This is a genomic window from Veillonella parvula (genome assembly GCF_032575955.1).
Lineage (GTDB): Bacteria > Bacillota > Negativicutes > Veillonellales > Veillonellaceae > Veillonella > Veillonella parvula_J.
On sequence record NZ_JAWFXN010000006.1, the window covers coordinates 1 to 16,871 of the forward strand.

The 16,871-nt window shown below is 39.2% G+C and carries 11 protein-coding genes; all 11 read right to left on the reverse strand.

Going from position 1 to position 16,871, the window contains the following annotated elements; translation table 11 throughout:
* Positions 1-2,165 precede the first annotated feature (2,165 nt).
* Positions 2,166-2,621, reverse strand: a complete 456-nt coding sequence (locus tag E7L28_RS06520; protein WP_316711540.1) for a hypothetical protein — start codon at positions 2,619-2,621, stop codon at positions 2,166-2,168.
* Positions 2,622-3,093: 472 nt separating this feature from the next.
* Entirely contained in the window at positions 3,094-3,960 is an 867-nt protein-coding gene (locus E7L28_RS06525) for a sigma-70 family RNA polymerase sigma factor (RefSeq protein WP_278451873.1), read from the reverse strand.
* 293 nt (positions 3,961-4,253) lie between these two features.
* Positions 4,254-5,318, reverse strand: coding sequence for an AAA family ATPase (locus E7L28_RS06530; protein WP_316711541.1), 1,065 nt, complete (start codon positions 5,316-5,318; stop codon positions 4,254-4,256).
* Positions 5,319-5,780: 462 nt separating this feature from the next.
* Positions 5,781-6,929, reverse strand: coding sequence for a glycoside hydrolase family 3 N-terminal domain-containing protein (locus tag E7L28_RS06535; RefSeq protein WP_316711542.1), 1,149 nt, complete (start codon positions 6,927-6,929; stop codon positions 5,781-5,783).
* 488 nt (positions 6,930-7,417) lie between these two features.
* Positions 7,418-8,848 (reverse strand): [FeFe] hydrogenase, group A, encoded by a 1,431-nt coding sequence (locus E7L28_RS06540; RefSeq protein ID WP_316711543.1) that lies wholly within the window; start codon positions 8,846-8,848, stop codon positions 7,418-7,420.
* Between the two features lie 437 nt (positions 8,849-9,285).
* The gene (locus E7L28_RS06545) at positions 9,286-9,660 is read right to left on the reverse strand and encodes a hypothetical protein (protein ID WP_004694437.1); all 375 of its coding nucleotides are present in this window, start codon (positions 9,658-9,660) and stop codon (positions 9,286-9,288) included.
* A 94-nt stretch (positions 9,661-9,754) separates the two neighbouring features.
* On the reverse strand, positions 9,755-10,798 hold the full coding sequence (locus E7L28_RS06550; RefSeq protein WP_101928896.1) for a Fic family protein: 1,044 nt from the start codon (positions 10,796-10,798) through the stop codon (positions 9,755-9,757).
* A 420-nt stretch (positions 10,799-11,218) separates the two neighbouring features.
* Positions 11,219-11,590: a hypothetical protein gene (locus tag E7L28_RS06555; protein WP_004694430.1), complete on the reverse strand. Its 372-nt coding sequence runs from the start codon at positions 11,588-11,590 to the stop codon at positions 11,219-11,221.
* A gap of 80 nt (positions 11,591-11,670) precedes the next feature.
* Complete coding sequence (gene gyrA / locus E7L28_RS06560) at positions 11,671-14,139, reverse strand: DNA gyrase subunit A (protein WP_316711544.1); 2,469 nt, start codon at positions 14,137-14,139, stop codon at positions 11,671-11,673.
* 231 nt (positions 14,140-14,370) lie between these two features.
* The gene (locus E7L28_RS06565) at positions 14,371-15,651 is read right to left on the reverse strand and encodes a DNA cytosine methyltransferase (RefSeq protein ID WP_024062477.1); all 1,281 of its coding nucleotides are present in this window, start codon (positions 15,649-15,651) and stop codon (positions 14,371-14,373) included.
* An 11-nt stretch (positions 15,652-15,662) separates the two neighbouring features.
* The gene (locus E7L28_RS06570; protein ID WP_024062478.1) at positions 15,663-16,838 is read right to left on the reverse strand and encodes a hypothetical protein; all 1,176 of its coding nucleotides are present in this window, start codon (positions 16,836-16,838) and stop codon (positions 15,663-15,665) included.
* Between the last annotated feature and the right edge of the window lie 33 nt (positions 16,839-16,871).

Here is a 16,871-nt window from a genome sequence, read left to right on the forward strand (position 1 = left end):
ATTTAATTTAACAAAAGTGATTTCGGTCGCCCAAATGGCGACTGTACTCGGAATTAGGTTTCCGTCCCCTAATGGGGATTATTTAATTTAACCAGAATATGCAAACAAATGGAAAGACAATCCTGATATGCGATTGTTTCCGTCCCCATCAGGGGGTTATTTAATTTAACAAAATCACCAAATTCACGTCAATAAGCAACTTTCATATCGTAAGTTTCCGTCCCCTAGTGAGGATCATTTAATTTAACGATATAACATATTAACAAATCAACCATGGGGAGTAATTACGATGGTTTCCGTCCCCTAATGGGGATCATTTAATTTAACAAACCGTAAATACTGGAAGGAATACACTTTCAAAAATGATTTTGTTTCCGTCCCCTAATGGGGATCATTTAATTTAACATGATAGTGAAAAAGCTTTGCTTCGTGAAAATCTTGATGAAATGGTTTCCGTCCCCATCAGGGGATTATTTAATTTAACCCGAATTTGACAGTAATATCTCCTTCAACAACACGACCAGTTAGTAGTTTCCGTCCCCATCAGGGGATTATTTAATTTAACTATACGTCGCATGTGCACTCAAAAAAGATGTGATCCATAATTTGTTTCCGTCCCCATCAAGGGATCATTTAATTTAACGTCTTTAAGTAGACGATTGAATCAATTCTTTTTGACGGCTAAGTCTCCGTCTCCATCAGGGGATTATTTAATTTAACATGGGAAACGGTTAATAAGACATTATTGGTTCTTCCGACTGGGTTTCCGTCCCCTAATGGGGATCATTTAATTTAACAAGCAAAAACGAGAAAGCGTTGAACTCAATAGAAGCATCCAAGTTTCCGTCCCCATCAGGGGATTATTTAATTTAACGTAAATTCAGTCATTGGTACTGCAAGCATGACGGTTCTTTGTTTCCGTCCCCTAATGGGGATTATTTAATTTAACTTACAGGCATTCGTCATAGTTATATGTACAATGATAATCAACAAAGTTTCCGTCCCCTAATGGGGATCATTTAATTTAACGTGTGGCGGCTGACATTACCTATGACGGCATAGACGTTGATTAGTTTCCGTCCCCTAATGGGGATTATTTAATTTAACAAGATGCCGGAGACCGCATTTAATGAAATGGATAACAAAGGGGTTTCCGTCCCCATCAGGGGATCATTTAATTTAACGTCATATGTATGTAGACTATTATAACAATCATGCAGAATGTTACGGTTTCCGTCCCATTAGGGGATCATTTAATTTAACTATTGGCGTAATTTTTTAGGATTGGAGGCATAATTATGAGAATTTCCGTCCCCATTAGGGGATTATTTAATTTAACAATAATGAAGAAATTTAAGAATGATTATTTCAAAGAAGTGCTATTTCCGTCCCCATTAGGGGATTATTTAATTTAACTTGGTACTGACTTACGTAGTATTGGTTATTACGGTGAAGGATTATTTCCGTCCCCATTAGGGGATTATTTAATTTAACTCGGTACTTCGGTATTTGGTGCATCGTTTCGCCATAAAAAAGATTTCCGTCCCCATTAGGGGATTATTTAATTTAACAAGATATTCCAGAATTAATCTATGCATACATTGAATTAGAAATTTCCGTCCCCATTAGGGGATTATTTAATTTAACCCACAGAGTTTGAAGTGCTAACACCTGCACAATATAAGGAGATTTCCGTCCCCATTAGGGGATTATTTAATTTAACTTTTGGACTAATTGGGAGGAATTTAAAGAATTATCTATGAAAGATTTCCGTCCCCATTAGGGGATTATTTAATTTAACTCTGTCTTTGAAACAACAGATATTTACTGGTTCTAAAATACCAAAAACGGCGGAGATTGTAAATCCACCCCGAAAGGCACTTTAGCGAGCTAAAATAATACCGTTTAACCGCGCCACTATCACAACGGCGCAGATTCGATTCTCAAAAGATTAAATCTAGGTCTATTATAGCACATCACTAGCATTAATGAAAAACATATGAAAATAGAGCCACCTTATATAAGGTAGCTCTATTGAGGTGCCATATGTAACTCGTTTTTAATAATTCATCTGCTCCCGCAGTTTCGTTTATTTTCTTATACGCCTATCCTCCTTTTCCAGATTTCTCTCCACCCTCCTATTTCTACTTTCACCGTCCAACGAATTATCTCGTTAGGTCTCTCCAGGCGATAAATAGTTCGGCCACGACTTGAGGGTTTTGGCTGAGTTTGATGCGGGCTAGCATTTTTCGCACGTAGTTGCAGTGTTCTAGCATCGCTTCGTTCAGTTTGTGTTTGACATGACGCGGGGATTGGTACACCAAGATGGGTGCAAAGTCCGCCACATGAATATAGCTCGTATCGGGTTCCGGACCTTCTGTAACGATATATTCATAAGGTATAGCCACGTTAAAAAGGCCATACACCACGTCCTTGCCGATAGGGCGGCGACATTTAATATGAGCAAAGGTTAGATGCGGACCATAGGTCTTAGGTGCGGTATAGCTGCTGCGTCGACCGTCGCTGGTCATGATGTAATTGGGTCTCAGCCCTTCCTGCATCGCCAGCTCTCGCGTAATCGTGCGCATCGGCAGATGAACCATTTCTTCCCGTCCATCCACAAAATAACACTTCGTACTGTCCCCACCACTAGGTTAATAGGTAGGAATAAAACAAACAATATGATTCTTTGGATTCGTATAGATCAAATCCAAATCTTCTCCCTTAGATAGCCGAGCGGCCATCAAATCTGTTAGTTTATCATCTATTGCCATGGAATCCTCTCCAATCTAATCAGGAACATTCCTTTCAACAATACAATGAACACGTGTTCTGTGAAAGCAGATTAGCATGCTTTAATCTGCTGCTAACTTAATTGTATATCAGCCTGTATAATTTGTAAATATATATACAAAACTATAGAAATTTACGTATATTTAAAGACTTTATGATCTTGTAAAAGTTATATATACCTTGATGTGTCATTATTTTCTCATTTAAATTGAGAATTGCATATTTTATGTATATTTGTTAATCGAGATTAAAAGAAATATGCAATATATAGGATATAAATAAGAAATTAAATTATAATAACTAATGCACACACAAGTGTTCAAAGTCCGTACTCAAATACCTGCGCAGCTTCCGAATGGCTCGTTCGTGGCGCCGTTGGATGGCTTGGCGACTACAGTTCAGTTCTTCACTAACCGATACCAAGCTTTGGCACTCACCGTAGACACGGCGCAATAGGTCTCGTTGATCAGAAGATAGTCTGCCCAAGGCCCACACGAGGCGCGCTCGCAGTCTATGCTCTTCATCGGCACTCATCACCATATCCGCTACATTCTCGCCAGATGCGAAGATATCCATACCAAAAGCGACTTCTCCATCATCGGTGGTGCGATCTGGGATGTGTATTTCACGGCGATAACGCAATCTCTCACGCTTCCAGTACCGCATGTAACCATACATAATGCCAGCTTTCACAAAGCCTGGGAACGGTACGGTCCCATTCAAATCAAAGCTATAAATCGATTCTATGAGGATGGCCCAAAGATAGCTCTCTACGTCCTCGCGGAACTCACGGTTTCCCATGCGATTCGTATAGTGCAAGATGAGCGGTCGATACCTGCGACAAAGCTCGATTTGTGCCGCATCATGACGAAGCTCATCAGCGGACCACGGCTGATATCCTACCGTCTGAATCCGCATATTCGGCTTTTGACAGATGGACACGAGGCTCTTGTCCGACAAGGACGATAAAACTTGATGACCACAGACGAGAGTCTGTAATTTCAACTCCTCTGGAATACTTTCCCTAGACTCATTAGCTTTCGATAGTAAAGAATGAGATGGTAATGCTTGTGTTTCTAGCTTTTCTGACTGATAATTGTCACCTTGTAAGTTTGCAGTTTTAATACATATTCTTTGTACTAAAGGTTCTTCGTTTGTGTATAACATAAATCCCCTTTCCTGCCATGGCATAGCGCTTATGTACACAATACCGCGGAAAGAGTGTTTTGACAAATCAGCAATTCCTTGGAATTTCCCTATATTCTGTTATATTTGAACCTTAATTTCTATCCAAAGTACAACATAAGTATGTAATCCAAAGGATAATTACTGAAAATATATAATTACTAAAAATGACACCACATATGTAATGTGGTGTCATTTTTTAGAGGAAATATATACTATCATTGGGTAATAGTATTCCATCTTTAGGTAGTAGTATTCAATCTGAAATTGTCTGATTAAATCGCAATACACGCGGCTTGGACAAAGTCCTTTAGCTGCGGTTTTACATGATTATAATATACATCAGCGCCATAGCCGCGCACGATGTCTCCCCAGTATTTATATACATAGCGATACCAGAAATGGAACATACTGTTCGTAAAATGGTAATCCGCATACTTTGCGTTCCCACGGTTACTTGCTTGAATGCGACCCACGAGTCCCATAGACATGAGATCGTTCAAACGAGATGTAAAGGTACCACTTTTAATTTGGCTTTCTTGTAAAAGCTCCACGTAATACGGTCTTTCCAAGCTAGCAAGGCCCGTTAAAATGGCATTGGCACCGGTTATATTCTTCATATCTCGATGCAAGATATATTGTGTTTCTTCAAAGAGAGCTCCCGTTACTGAAAAGAACAAGTTAATAATATTCGTATCGATGCTTTCACCATTATCAAAGTATTGCACATAGGCAGGCAACCCACCGGTTACGGCAAAGACGGTGCGCAAATCATCCTTTGCATAGTGAAGGCCCAAGGATTTCATATCAACCAAGGAAAATGGTTTCACCTCAAGATATTCGGACACGAAAGGAGCAATGAGGCTACGATCGCCAATGATGCGGCCATCGAGCTGTTCCATACCATTCGCCATCAAAATGATGTTCAAACGGCTCGTATCTTTATAGGTATCTAATAAATCGCGCAAGTGAATGGGAAACTGAGGAACTGCTTCCACCAAGGATGGATAATCGTCAATCACCACAGTCTGAGGTGTTTTCACACTGCTTTCAAAAAGTCTCACAAAAGCCTGCTGCAAACTCTCTACAGGCTCGAATGTGTCCTGAGCATTAGCAGGAACAAAACGTGCCTCAAGAGCTCTATTTATATCAGCCACATGGACGGATTCATTAGCCATACGCCCCGCCAAATATATCGCCTTATGACGGCGTACAAGTTGCGAAGCCACATAGGATTTACCACTGCGATGAGGACCATATACAACACATAAACTCATTTGGCCCATTGCAATTCGGGACTGGATACGCTCTATAATTTCAGCACGTCCCACAAAATTCATATACTCACCTCCAACTATTTACGGAAATTATTATATCATAATTTTAAATCATTATTAAACTTTTTTTCATATAGTTAACATAGCTTTTTATTATGTTAATTTTTTTACGCATCAAATCAGAGCTTTTATGCGATACATGTTGTCTTATCATCATAAAAGGCCTTATGATTACTTTATTCCCAGATACGTTTGATATCAATATATCCTATAAGGCATGGTTATATAAGTTATACATTATAAGATAGGCTATATAGATTAAACTATAGATTTTAATCTATATAGTTTAATCCATATATTTTAAAAATGACGTGCTACCTAAAAGGTATAGCACGTCATTTGCATGTTAAGTATATTAAATTGTTACTGAATTTTCTTATACTAAGTTTCTTAATAGTAAATATCTAACTTGTAAATATCTAATTCGTAAATTCCTAATTACAAAATCTAATATTCCTAAATATCTTATGGATCAATTTGTGTTTGCATTTTCATCAATAAGATGCGCTTAACCGATTCGTTAAGGCGCTCGGTCGTAATCGTTCCATCCACCACCGCTTGCGCCAGCGCACGATGGACTTCATCGATATGAATCGTATCCGCATCAACAAGAATGAGGTCACTGCCCGCCAAAATGGAAGCCACAGCGTAATCGCCTATCTTTTGATTGGATTGCAACGCACCCACATCGATGCGATCCGTCATAACGATACCCTTATAGCCGAGCTCCTTGCGAAGCCAACCGTCTATAATCGGCTTAGAGGAACTCGCCAAGTGTTCATTATCGATAGCGGGAATCTGAATGTGGCTCATCACAAGCATATAGCTATTCGCCGTTGTCTGCGCGATAAGACGTTTAAAGACGGCTACATCATTATTGCTGAGATATGCTTTTGCCTCATTAGCTGAGCCAAAGGACGCATCCCCTAAGGTCACTGCCGGAAAGTAGTTATAAGCGGACCACATATGATTAATTTGGTAACGCTCCACCATGGCAAGATTTATATGGCCTGCCCACGTGGGGTCCGATGTATAGGACATATTCGGTACGCCAAGGTTAGCATTAGGCCCAATAACCAAGTTAAAGCCCATATCCCGCATTTCAATAGCAGATCGCGTGGCCAAATTAATGATACGATCCATAGGCAATTGCCCCCACCGATTGGGCTTCGGCAACCGCAAGAAACTTTCATTCCCATGCAATATGCGATCACGATGCACCGCAATATAGGGTGTCACCATGCTAGAGGTTATCGCCGTTTGCATAATATCGCTGGTGAAAGTTTTCACTTGGTTCTTATTAATAAGATTTTCATTCGTTAGCATCACGCCACTGACACGGTATTTTCGAATCACATCCTTTTGGGATTGTCCTATCGTACTACCATGAAGGCTGATCATCATCAGCTGCCCCACCTTATCCTCTTGAGACATGGCCGCAATCCAAGTGTCCACCTTTTCAGACACGGGTTTATTGGACTCCAGGACGGCACGGTACGATACGGTTCGTACCGTTTCTTGTTCTGCCTGACTCTCATGTTGGCATCCAGTTGTACCAACGACAGCAACTAGTAAGGCAAGGCCACTCAGGACCCGCCGAAAAAACTGGTTCATCTCTCCTAAAAGCTCCTTAATGCTTACGCAATATTATGAATATTATGGGCTTTCTATGTTGCTCTCCCAATGCAACACCCATAAGTCCCCTCTTGATCCGTACAGTATATTTTTATATTATACACTAAATGATTCATCTTTTCCTCATAATAAAATAATTTTTTTATACTGAATTATTATAATAAAGTTATACAGTAAAAATATGTGAATTTTGAATAATTATATAAAAAAATCCTACGAATCGTTTAAAAAGTGACCGCACTGTAACAAAAGGCTACGTGAGTATCAAGTCACTCATGACCCGTAGGATTTTCTATTTTATATTGTTGTACCCTAAATAGCAAACATTACTAAATGTTTATAAACATTTAGTTGCTGTAACAGCCTACTATTTAAGTAATCGACTATTATTAATCTTTAAATTTTTTCTTTGTTTACTGGCACATAGTCAACACCAACTTGCACCATATTCAAGCAATCGGCTATCATTAGCCTTTAAATTTAGGGGATGTTGGGCATGTTTCAGGTGTCACGTCCTTACGTGTACCAAGAACCGCACTACGATTTGTGTAATGTGTATGTAAAAGTTCGTGTGCTTTATGACCCAATGGTTCACCCAAGAAGTCTTTGTACAACGCTTGGATTTCAGGATTTTCATAGGACGCAACCCATTTGTAGTTTTCGTCAGCTTCGTAAAGACCGCCGATACGCGCTTCCTTAGTTTTCACAGCTTGCGGCAATTTAGTGCGCGGTTGACCACCGCCACCGATACAGCCACCTGGGCAAGCCATAACTTCGATGAAATCGTAATGTTTACCGCTATCTTTTAATGCATTCAAGAAGTCCCGTGTGTTTTTACCACCGTGAACAACGGCAACGGACAATGTTACGTCATCACCCAATTGAACAGTTGCCTCTTTTACGCCTTCCATACCGCGAACGTCTTCAAGGTGAGTCAACGCGTATGGAGGTGGCTCTTTATCAGTGATGAGCTTGTAAGCCGTACGCATCGCTGCTTCCATAACACCACCTGTGTTACCGAAGATGATGGATGCGCCAGTTTCCATGCCGATTAAGTCGTCGAATTGAGATTCTTCCACTGTGTTGAAGTCGATATGTTCCTCTTGAATCCAACGAATAAACTCACGAGTTGTGATGGAAATATCTGTGTCCATGCCAAGAGATTCGTCATTGTGGTAACGAGCCGCTGCATTTTCTTCTTCCCGTTTCGTTTCTGCTTTTTTAGCCGTACAAGGGTTTACAGATACGGATACGATCTTACGAGGATCAATGCCTTTTTTCTCTGCAAAGTACGTTTTAATCATAGCCGCTTCCATAGCGATACAAGAACGTGTGGAAGACAAGTTAGGAATCAATTCAGGGAAATAAATTTCCGCAAAGCGTACCCACGCTGGGCAACAGCTTGTAAACTGAGGAATTTGACCGCCATTTTTAAGGCGTTCCACAAGCTCGGATGCTTCCTCCATAATGGTTAAGTCCGCACCAAAGTTAGTATCTACTACATAGTCTGCACCAAGTTTACGCAAGGCACCAACCATTTTGCCTTCCAAGAATGTACCTGGTTCATAACCAAAGCCTTCACCGATGGATACACGAACTGCTGGCGCTGTCTGGATTACGACGATTTTTTCAGGATCAGCAAGGGCTGCTTTTACCTTTTCAAGCTCGGATTTAGCATGCATGGAGTCGAATGGGCATGCTGCCGCACATTGGCCACAATGGATACATACAGGCACATCGCCGTTTGCATCAAGGTCGTAGTAATCAAGTACGCTCATTACATCCGCACAAGCGCGACGGCATAACGTACAGTTTTTGCACTTGGAAATGTCGTGATAAATGGATGGATTGTCGAGTGCAATCGGCACGCGTTTATCGATAAATTCGTATTGAGACATGAGGACCTCCTCTAACAAACTATAACTACCAAACCTATTGGGGCGAAATATGCTAAACTACGGAGCACTGCGCCCAAGCCATACTTCTGCATCTTACCTATAGTATACGCTATGGTGAAAGTTTATACTATGTAGAATTGTTACACTTTTGCACAAAACCTCCGAAAAAGTGTAATATAAATCACATTTTACCATAGAAAGATGAATAATTCATCTTTCTTAAGGGCGTTAACTAATGTGCCTTAATAAGTGACTTACTTATAGCGCTATAAAAACTAATGGCTTAATTGTTAATACTATAAGAGCTAAAACAAAATTATATTGTACATAAAAAACGCACGCTCTTTAAAAGAACGTGCGCAAGTGAAGCTTTCACAAAATCATTCAATCCAGACAAACCTGTACTGATCAACAGTGTACTCGTCTGTAGGATTCAATTATTTACCGCCCCAAATAAGTTGGAATACAGCGTACGCAGGCGTACCTGGCTCAACTTTACGGCTATTTTTATTAACTTGTTCCTCTTTCACAACATAACCTTGTGGGTTATATAGAGTCACCTTAAGATCCTTAACTTCCCGTTTTTTATGATTGAACTCTTCAGTCACGATGTAGTGGTAACCTTCATAGTCCATAGCTTTAATGTCCATTACCGCTTTTTTATCATCTTTTTTAACGGAATCATTGTCGATAGACCAAGTAACACCATTACTATCAGTGCCTACTGTATACCAATTAGCCGCATCAACACTACCAATACCGCCGATTAATAATGCACCTGCTGCCAAAACAGCTGCCAATGTTTTTTTCATATTAATACCTCTCAAAGAAAATACAAAAATATACAAACTAGTATATAAGGGAAAACTAAATATTTTATGAAAGACAAACTTATGAACTCGAATCTTAAAGCTTCACATAATAGGTCGAACGGCCGCCACCCTTACGCTGAATACGACCAGCCTTCACAAGAGAACGTATTGCACCTTCAATAGTACTATCACTGATATTTGGGCACCATTCTCTAATATCTTGCTTTGTGAAAGCCCCTAAATGCCTATCAATGGCAGCTTGCACCTGATTCATCGCAGAACCGCTATTTACTAGCAAAGCACTGTGGTCCTCAAAGTCATGATAAGCGGCCAATAACATTTGTAACCAATACCGAATGAAAGCCGTAGGGCAGGAGCTTTCACCATACCACGCATCACTAGACTCGCGTAAAGCCGCATAATACATGTCCTTATTTGCTGCAATTTTAGCCTCTAAGGACACATATTTACCAACCATAAAGCCACTGCGATACAACAATAACGTCGTCAACAATCGACTCATGCGACCATTTCCATCATTAAATGGGTGAATACATAAGAAGTCATGAATAAAAATGGGAATTGCTAGAAGTGGTTCCACCTCGCCATTACCTACAACCCGATTATATTCCGCGCAAATCTGATCAAGAGCCCCCGCCGTTTCATAAGGTGCTAGCGGAGTAAATAATATTTCTGTTCGACCATCTGGATATGTAGCACTAATATAATTCTGTACGCTCTTTAACTGCCCACCACGAGCATTAAACTGGTAATTATACAAAATCTTGTGCAACTGCAAAATATGGTTCCGCGACAACGATATGGAATCATAACTCTCATGGATAACATTTAATGCATCACGATATCCCATGATTTCCTGCTCATCCCGATTTCGCGGTATCGTCTTGTCAGCCACTAACTGCCGGAGACGTGTACTCGTCGTCACAATCCCTTCAATCGCATTTGAAGCCTCTGTACTCTGTACCTTTGCCAACTCCACAAGCGAGTCTAATATGGCAGGACTCTGTGAAAGCAAAACCTCCTCCTTGCCATTTGCCCGATAAATCCCCCCAATAAGACTCAAAATATCCATATTCCACGACAAAGATTGAATCTGGCCATACTCAAAACGACGCATACACACACCTCCATTCCGCTCTAATCCCTTATAAATAAAACTATTCCCTTAAATTATACCATAAAATAAGGGAATAAATAACTCTCTACTTCTCTACCATGTATGATCCAACGAATTTGAAAACTGATATTCACCCTGTAAGAGTACTAATAATATAGAAAGCCCCGAACTATTCTGAAAACGACTTAGATCACTTTTTCTCCCTAGGAAGTCTAGCAAGGCCCCTAATGGGATTAAATAATCCAACGGATTTGAAAGCGGATATTCGCCCTGTAAGAGTACTAATAATATAGAAAGCCCCGAACTATTCTGAAACCGACTTAGGTCACTATGGAGGCTTTCAGGATAGTTCGGGGCTACTTATACGTTCTGAGTATCTAAATAGACAAAGCGAATATCAGCTTCTATTAAATTGTTGGATTATTTACCCCATAGGGCCTGCATAACTTCCGCCCCCATGGTATCTGGTTCAATTTTCGTAGGTTTTTGTGCTTCTTTACTGGATAGCAATGCTATACCAGCATTGCTATATACTGTTGTATCAAGTTCTGTCCATGTTTTTTCTTTGCGATCGATCCGTACTGTGTAGATATATGTAAAGCCTTCTACATTGTTAATTTTAACAAGTACTGTAGCCGCATCATCTGTTTTATATACAGAAGAGTTGTCAATAAACCATGCCGCATCGTCAGCATCAGCATCGATATAGTACCAGTCAGCAGCACTAGCTTGACCAAAGCCACCTACAAAGAAAACTCCTGCTGCAAACATAGCAGCTAGCCATTTTTTCATTTTTAAACTCCCCCAACACTAGAGGCGACCATCTTAGATGGTCGCCCATAATTACTCAATAGTTAATATAGTGTTTTATATTATTCTACTTCTTCTTCGATTTCAGCGCCTGGAATAACAGCAATACTAGCTACCTTATCACCTTCGTCGAGATTTTGTGTTTTCACACCAGAGATAGCTTTGCCCTTCTTCACAGCGATATCATTCATATTGAAGCGGATGATTTTGCCTTGCTCAGAAATAAGCATGACTTCGTCATCGTTATGAACAACTTCTACGGCTACTACATCACCGGTTTTGTTCGTAATCTTGAAGTTCTTAGAGCCTTTACCACCGCGTTTTTGCAATGTGTAAGCTTCCGCATCATTGCGTTTACCAAAACCTTCTTCAGAGATAGTAAACACTTGTGCTTCACTTTCATCAGTATTAAGAACACCAGCACCTACAACCACGTCGCCTGCATTCAATTTAATGCCGCGCACGCCATGAGCCGCCCGTTTCATGAGGCGCACATCATGTTCGCTAAAGCGAATAGCAATGCCTAATTTAGTGCCAATCAAGATGTCTTGGTTGCCAGTCGTTACGTTAACGGAAATCAAACGATCACCTTCGTCGAGGTTAATTGCATTGAGGCCAGAACGACGGATATTGCGGTATTCTTCAATAGCTGTACGTTTTACAACGCCGAACTCAGTGACCATGAATAAATTTACATCTTCATGGACCCGTTCAAGGTCGATCATAGTCGTAACGGATTCACCTACCGCGAGTGGCAATACGTTAACCATAGCGGTGCCACGAGAGTTACGGGAGCCTGCTTCTGGCACTTCATACGCCTTGAGGCGATATGCACGACCTGCAGATGTGAAGAATAACAATGTATTATGGGTACGCACATGCATAATTTGCGTTACATAATCATCTTCCTTCGTCTTCATGCCGATAACGCCAGCGCCGCCTTTATGTTGGTTGCGATATACGTTCGCATTCATCCGTTTGATATAGCCTTGTTTAGTCAAGGTAATAACCATCTCTTCGTCAGCGATGAGGTCTTCTACATCAAGGTCGGACGTATCGATGGTGATTTCAGAACGACGAGGGTCGCCGTATTTCTTCTTCATATCATCGAGTTCGTCTTTGATGATTTGACGTTGACGCGCTTCGCTAGCCAAGATAGCTTTCAAATCTTCAATCAATGCCAACAATTCCTTGTATTCCTCTTCGATTTTCTCGCGTTCCAAGCCTGTTAAACGGCGTAAACGCATGTCGAGGATGGCTACCGCTTGTTTTTCTGAAAGCCCGAATTTTTGCATTAATGCATTGCGTGCAATTTCGTCAGTTTGGGAACTGCGGATTGTAGCAATTACTTCATCGATGTGGTCGAGGGCAATCAACAAGCCTTCCAAGATGTGAGCACGCGCTTCTGCTTTGTTAAGCTCGAATTGAGTACGGCGTACGATAACATCTAGACGATGATCTAAGTAGTAACCCAATACTTCTTTCAAATTCAATACGCGAGGATGACCATCTACGAGAGCGAGCATAATCACGCCGAATGTTTCTTGAAGTTGAGTGTGTTTATATAATTTGTTAAGTACGATGTCTGGTTGCACGTCAGCCCGTAATTCGATAACGATGCGCAGACCTTGGCGGTCAGATTCATCGCGAAGTGCTGTAATGCCATCGATGACCTTATTACGGCTCAAGTTCGCAATGGTTTCAATTACGCGAGCCTTGTTCACTTGGTACGGAATCTCAGTCACTACGATCTTATGCTTACCCTTGGACATCTCTTCGATGGTCGCACGAGCACGCATTTTAACGCTACCACGACCTGTAGAATACGCTTTTTTGATGCCTTCTCGACCCAAAATGAGTGCTCCAGTCGGGAAGTCTGGACCTTTAATAGCGGTCATCAATTCATCTACAGTCACATCCGGATTGTCGATTAGCATCGCTAGACCATTACATACCTCGTTGAGATTATGTGGTGGAATATTTGTCGCCATCCCTACAGCGATACCGCTGGAACCATTGATGAGAAGATTTGGAATCTTCGCTGGCAATACAGTTGGTTCTTGCAAGCTTTCATCATAGTTCGGCATGAAATCAACAGTTTCCTTGTCGATATCGGCAAGCATTTCCGTTGTAATCTTCGCCATACGTACTTCGGTATAACGCATCGCAGCGGCACTATCGCCGTCGATGGAGCCGAAGTTACCGTGACCGTCTACCAAGAGGTAGCGCGTATTAAAATCCTGTGCCAAACGAACTGTCGCATCGTAAACGGAGCTATCACCATGTGGATGATACTTACCGAGTACATCACCGACGATACGAGCGGATTTCTTGTACGGTTTATTTGGCGTCATACCTGTTTCGTGCATCGCATACAAAATACGACGATGTACTGGTTTCAAACCATCGCGCACATCTGGAAGCGCACGCATAACGATTACGGACATTGCATAATCGATGTACGCATTCTTCATTTCTTTATCAATCTGAACGGGATGAATATTCCCGTGGGACCATTGTTGGTCTGCCACAATCTCACCTCATTTTACTAACACTGATACTAATTCATCATATAATTATAGCATTTTTAGACAATGAAAACCATATTTATAGAAAATACATGAATCCCTTATATTGAATATTGAAATTAAAAAACGGTATTAATCATTCTATATAAAGATTACTTTATAGATATTAATGATTATATACCGCTTTCAATATTTCCTATTAATACTTAAAACTTTTAGATTAAATATTACTAATTATTGATTTTTGTAATAATTATCTAAGACTTTTTTACATGATTGAGCAAGAGCTCTTGCGAGTGGTGGTGGTACAGCATTCCCAACATGTTCACATCTTTTAGAATGATTTCCAAAAAACTTATACTTCAAAGGAAAGCCAGTAATTGTTGCAGCTTCCCTCACAGTTATACTTCTATGTTCTTTAGGATGAACTGGAAAATTGCTATGCCCAGGTACTAAAGTTGGACTTGGTTGAGTGCCATCCAATCGCATCGTAGCACCACGTGAATAAAACTTACTGATTTTCAACTCTTCAGGTAATAAATCCATATGATTTGCTATATTATCACCTTCAGGAATATATTTAAATCTTCTAATAGTCTTTTCGCTATGATTCATAGGCAAATTATCTATATCATCCTCATCTTCATAATCTACTAATTTAAGTGCATCATTAACAGTTTTAGGTGAAGGCAAATTTAATAAATCTCTATCAAGCCCAGATTTATATATCGACTGATCCATGTATTGGGGTTGAGGATACTCAAATATATCCTCAACATCATTTCTTATTGCCACAATAATCAATCTTTCACGTTTAGTTGCAGCACCATACCATGCAGAATTTAGGATATCCATATGAACAGTATATCCCATCTCCTCATACAATCTTTTAATATCCTCTACTACAGATATATAATTCGGTGAATTTTGTAAACGCCTTAAAAGCAATTCTTTACGTTTTTTTAATGCTTTGCCTTCAGCCTCAAAAGCCTCATCAATTTTATTGATTTTGCGTAATGCAGCTTTTTTCCCCTTGTAATTCTCTAATGCTTGCCATAGATTTTCTATCTCACTACGAAGATCCTCGTCATCTCCAACTAAAACTTTAGCGTTACGCATTCCTGGTACATTTTCAATAATAGAAATCTTAGGTCTAAATACATTAACTAGATTTAGCTGTGCATGGTATAAATAATTACGCTCATCTATTGGATTTCTCTCTCCAGCTAAACTAAACCCCTTACAAACAACCCCCCCAAAAAAAACATCGATTTCACCAATAGTAACACCTAGTTTATTTCTTAATGCTACAGCATCAATTTTATCAATTGAGGTATTATCTATATAAGCCCCCTCTTCAATTAAATTTGGATTATTATATACTAATGTCTTTAGGCAATCGTCAATAAAATCATTAACATAAACCGTTCTGAAATTTTCCTGCATAAACCCTATATGAGAGCCACCTGCACCAACGAAGGTTTCGAATATAGTATATCCTGTATTTGCTGACATCTACTCACCACCTAACTAAAATGTATTCTATTTTGAGCCAATATATCAACAATGATATCATTAATTTTTGATTCAAAATTATCTATATATTGTTTGGCATTTGAATATTCTTTAATTTTTCTAGTCAAATCTGGTTGCCGTAGCTCACTAGGTTTATAAATTATCTTACGTTCAGAGCTCCTTGCTGCAAATTGGATACAACCAAAATCATCTCGCATAATATTAAGCCAACTAGAAATATATCGTCCATTACTTTCTGTTAAGAAAAGAACATCTCTACCATCATATCGATTTCTTATTAAATTACTAATTTGTTGATTATTAAGATTACACATACCATCTGTACTATTCTCTATCAAAATATCCATTAGTATATCAATATATGGATACAAATAGTCTTTATACATAGATGATATAAAACTATATACTTCTGCTGGTATCAATTGAGCTTCAGTATTACTAAGCCCAGCTCTTTTACTCATAAAACCTAAACTAGATAAAGTTATGAAAGCATTTCTCCAGTTACGATTATTTATAACCTCAATCTTCCTTAGAATTTTATTTTCAATATCAACTCTATTAAGACTTATATGTAAATGCTTTAATATTCCAATAACACGTAATGCTATATAACATTCAAATAAACGATTATCACGAACATAATATTGAGAAATTGTTTTAAGACTATCTACTGTTGCATCTGCTAATTTTGTAATTTCATCTTTAGATATTTCTCTAACTCTATTATTATTAACATGAATCTCAAGTATCTTAGCAGTTTCAGGGTAGCAGAAAAGCCCTATATTAAGATTTGTATTAGCAATAAAACTTGAGGGTATAACTAATACATTTCTATTTTCTTCATTATCATAAATAATATGTGATAAATTTCTAGGTCGAATACCTTTTCGTTGAAAATGTTCATACTGAAATAACTGACCAACGCCACGAACATATTCTGTAACACCAATATCTGCACGCTTACATTCTATAATTGCTTGCATTTGATTCGTTTCTGTATTAGATATAATAAAATCTGAAGTTATCCCATTAACAAATTCAATTTCTCGATTAAACAAAAAATTATTTGGGTCTATTTCAAGTGCATTAATTATGTTCTCTTGAATTTCTCGATTATTATAAATTTTTTCTTGAAACTCTCGTTCAAGCATTCTTTCATCTGGCATCTTAATAACACCTCACCTTAAAATAATCCTACG

Excerpts from the sequence above, each read along its gene's own strand:
- E7L28_RS06545 (WP_004694437.1), bottom strand. The coding sequence starts at position 9,660 with ATGAAAAAAACATTGGCAGCTGTTTTGGCAGCAGGTGCATTATTAATC.
- E7L28_RS06555 (WP_004694430.1), bottom strand. The coding sequence starts at position 11,590 with ATGAAAAAATGGCTAGCTGCTATGTTTGCAGCAGGAGTTTTCTTTGTA.
- E7L28_RS06565 (WP_024062477.1), bottom strand. The coding sequence starts at position 15,651 with ATGTCAGCAAATACAGGATATACTATATTCGAAACCTTCGTTGGTGCA.
- E7L28_RS06550 (WP_101928896.1), bottom strand. The coding sequence starts at position 10,798 with ATGCGTCGTTTTGAGTATGGCCAGATTCAATCTTTGTCGTGGAATATG.
- E7L28_RS06535 (WP_316711542.1), bottom strand. The coding sequence starts at position 6,929 with ATGAACCAGTTTTTTCGGCGGGTCCTGAGTGGCCTTGCCTTACTAGTT.
- E7L28_RS06570 (WP_024062478.1), bottom strand. The coding sequence starts at position 16,838 with ATGCCAGATGAAAGAATGCTTGAACGAGAGTTTCAAGAAAAAATTTAT.
- E7L28_RS06530 (WP_316711541.1), bottom strand. The coding sequence starts at position 5,318 with ATGAATTTTGTGGGACGTGCTGAAATTATAGAGCGTATCCAGTCCCGA.
- E7L28_RS06525 (WP_278451873.1), bottom strand. The coding sequence starts at position 3,960 with ATGTTATACACAAACGAAGAACCTTTAGTACAAAGAATATGTATTAAA.
- E7L28_RS06540 (WP_316711543.1), bottom strand. The coding sequence starts at position 8,848 with ATGTCTCAATACGAATTTATCGATAAACGCGTGCCGATTGCACTCGAC.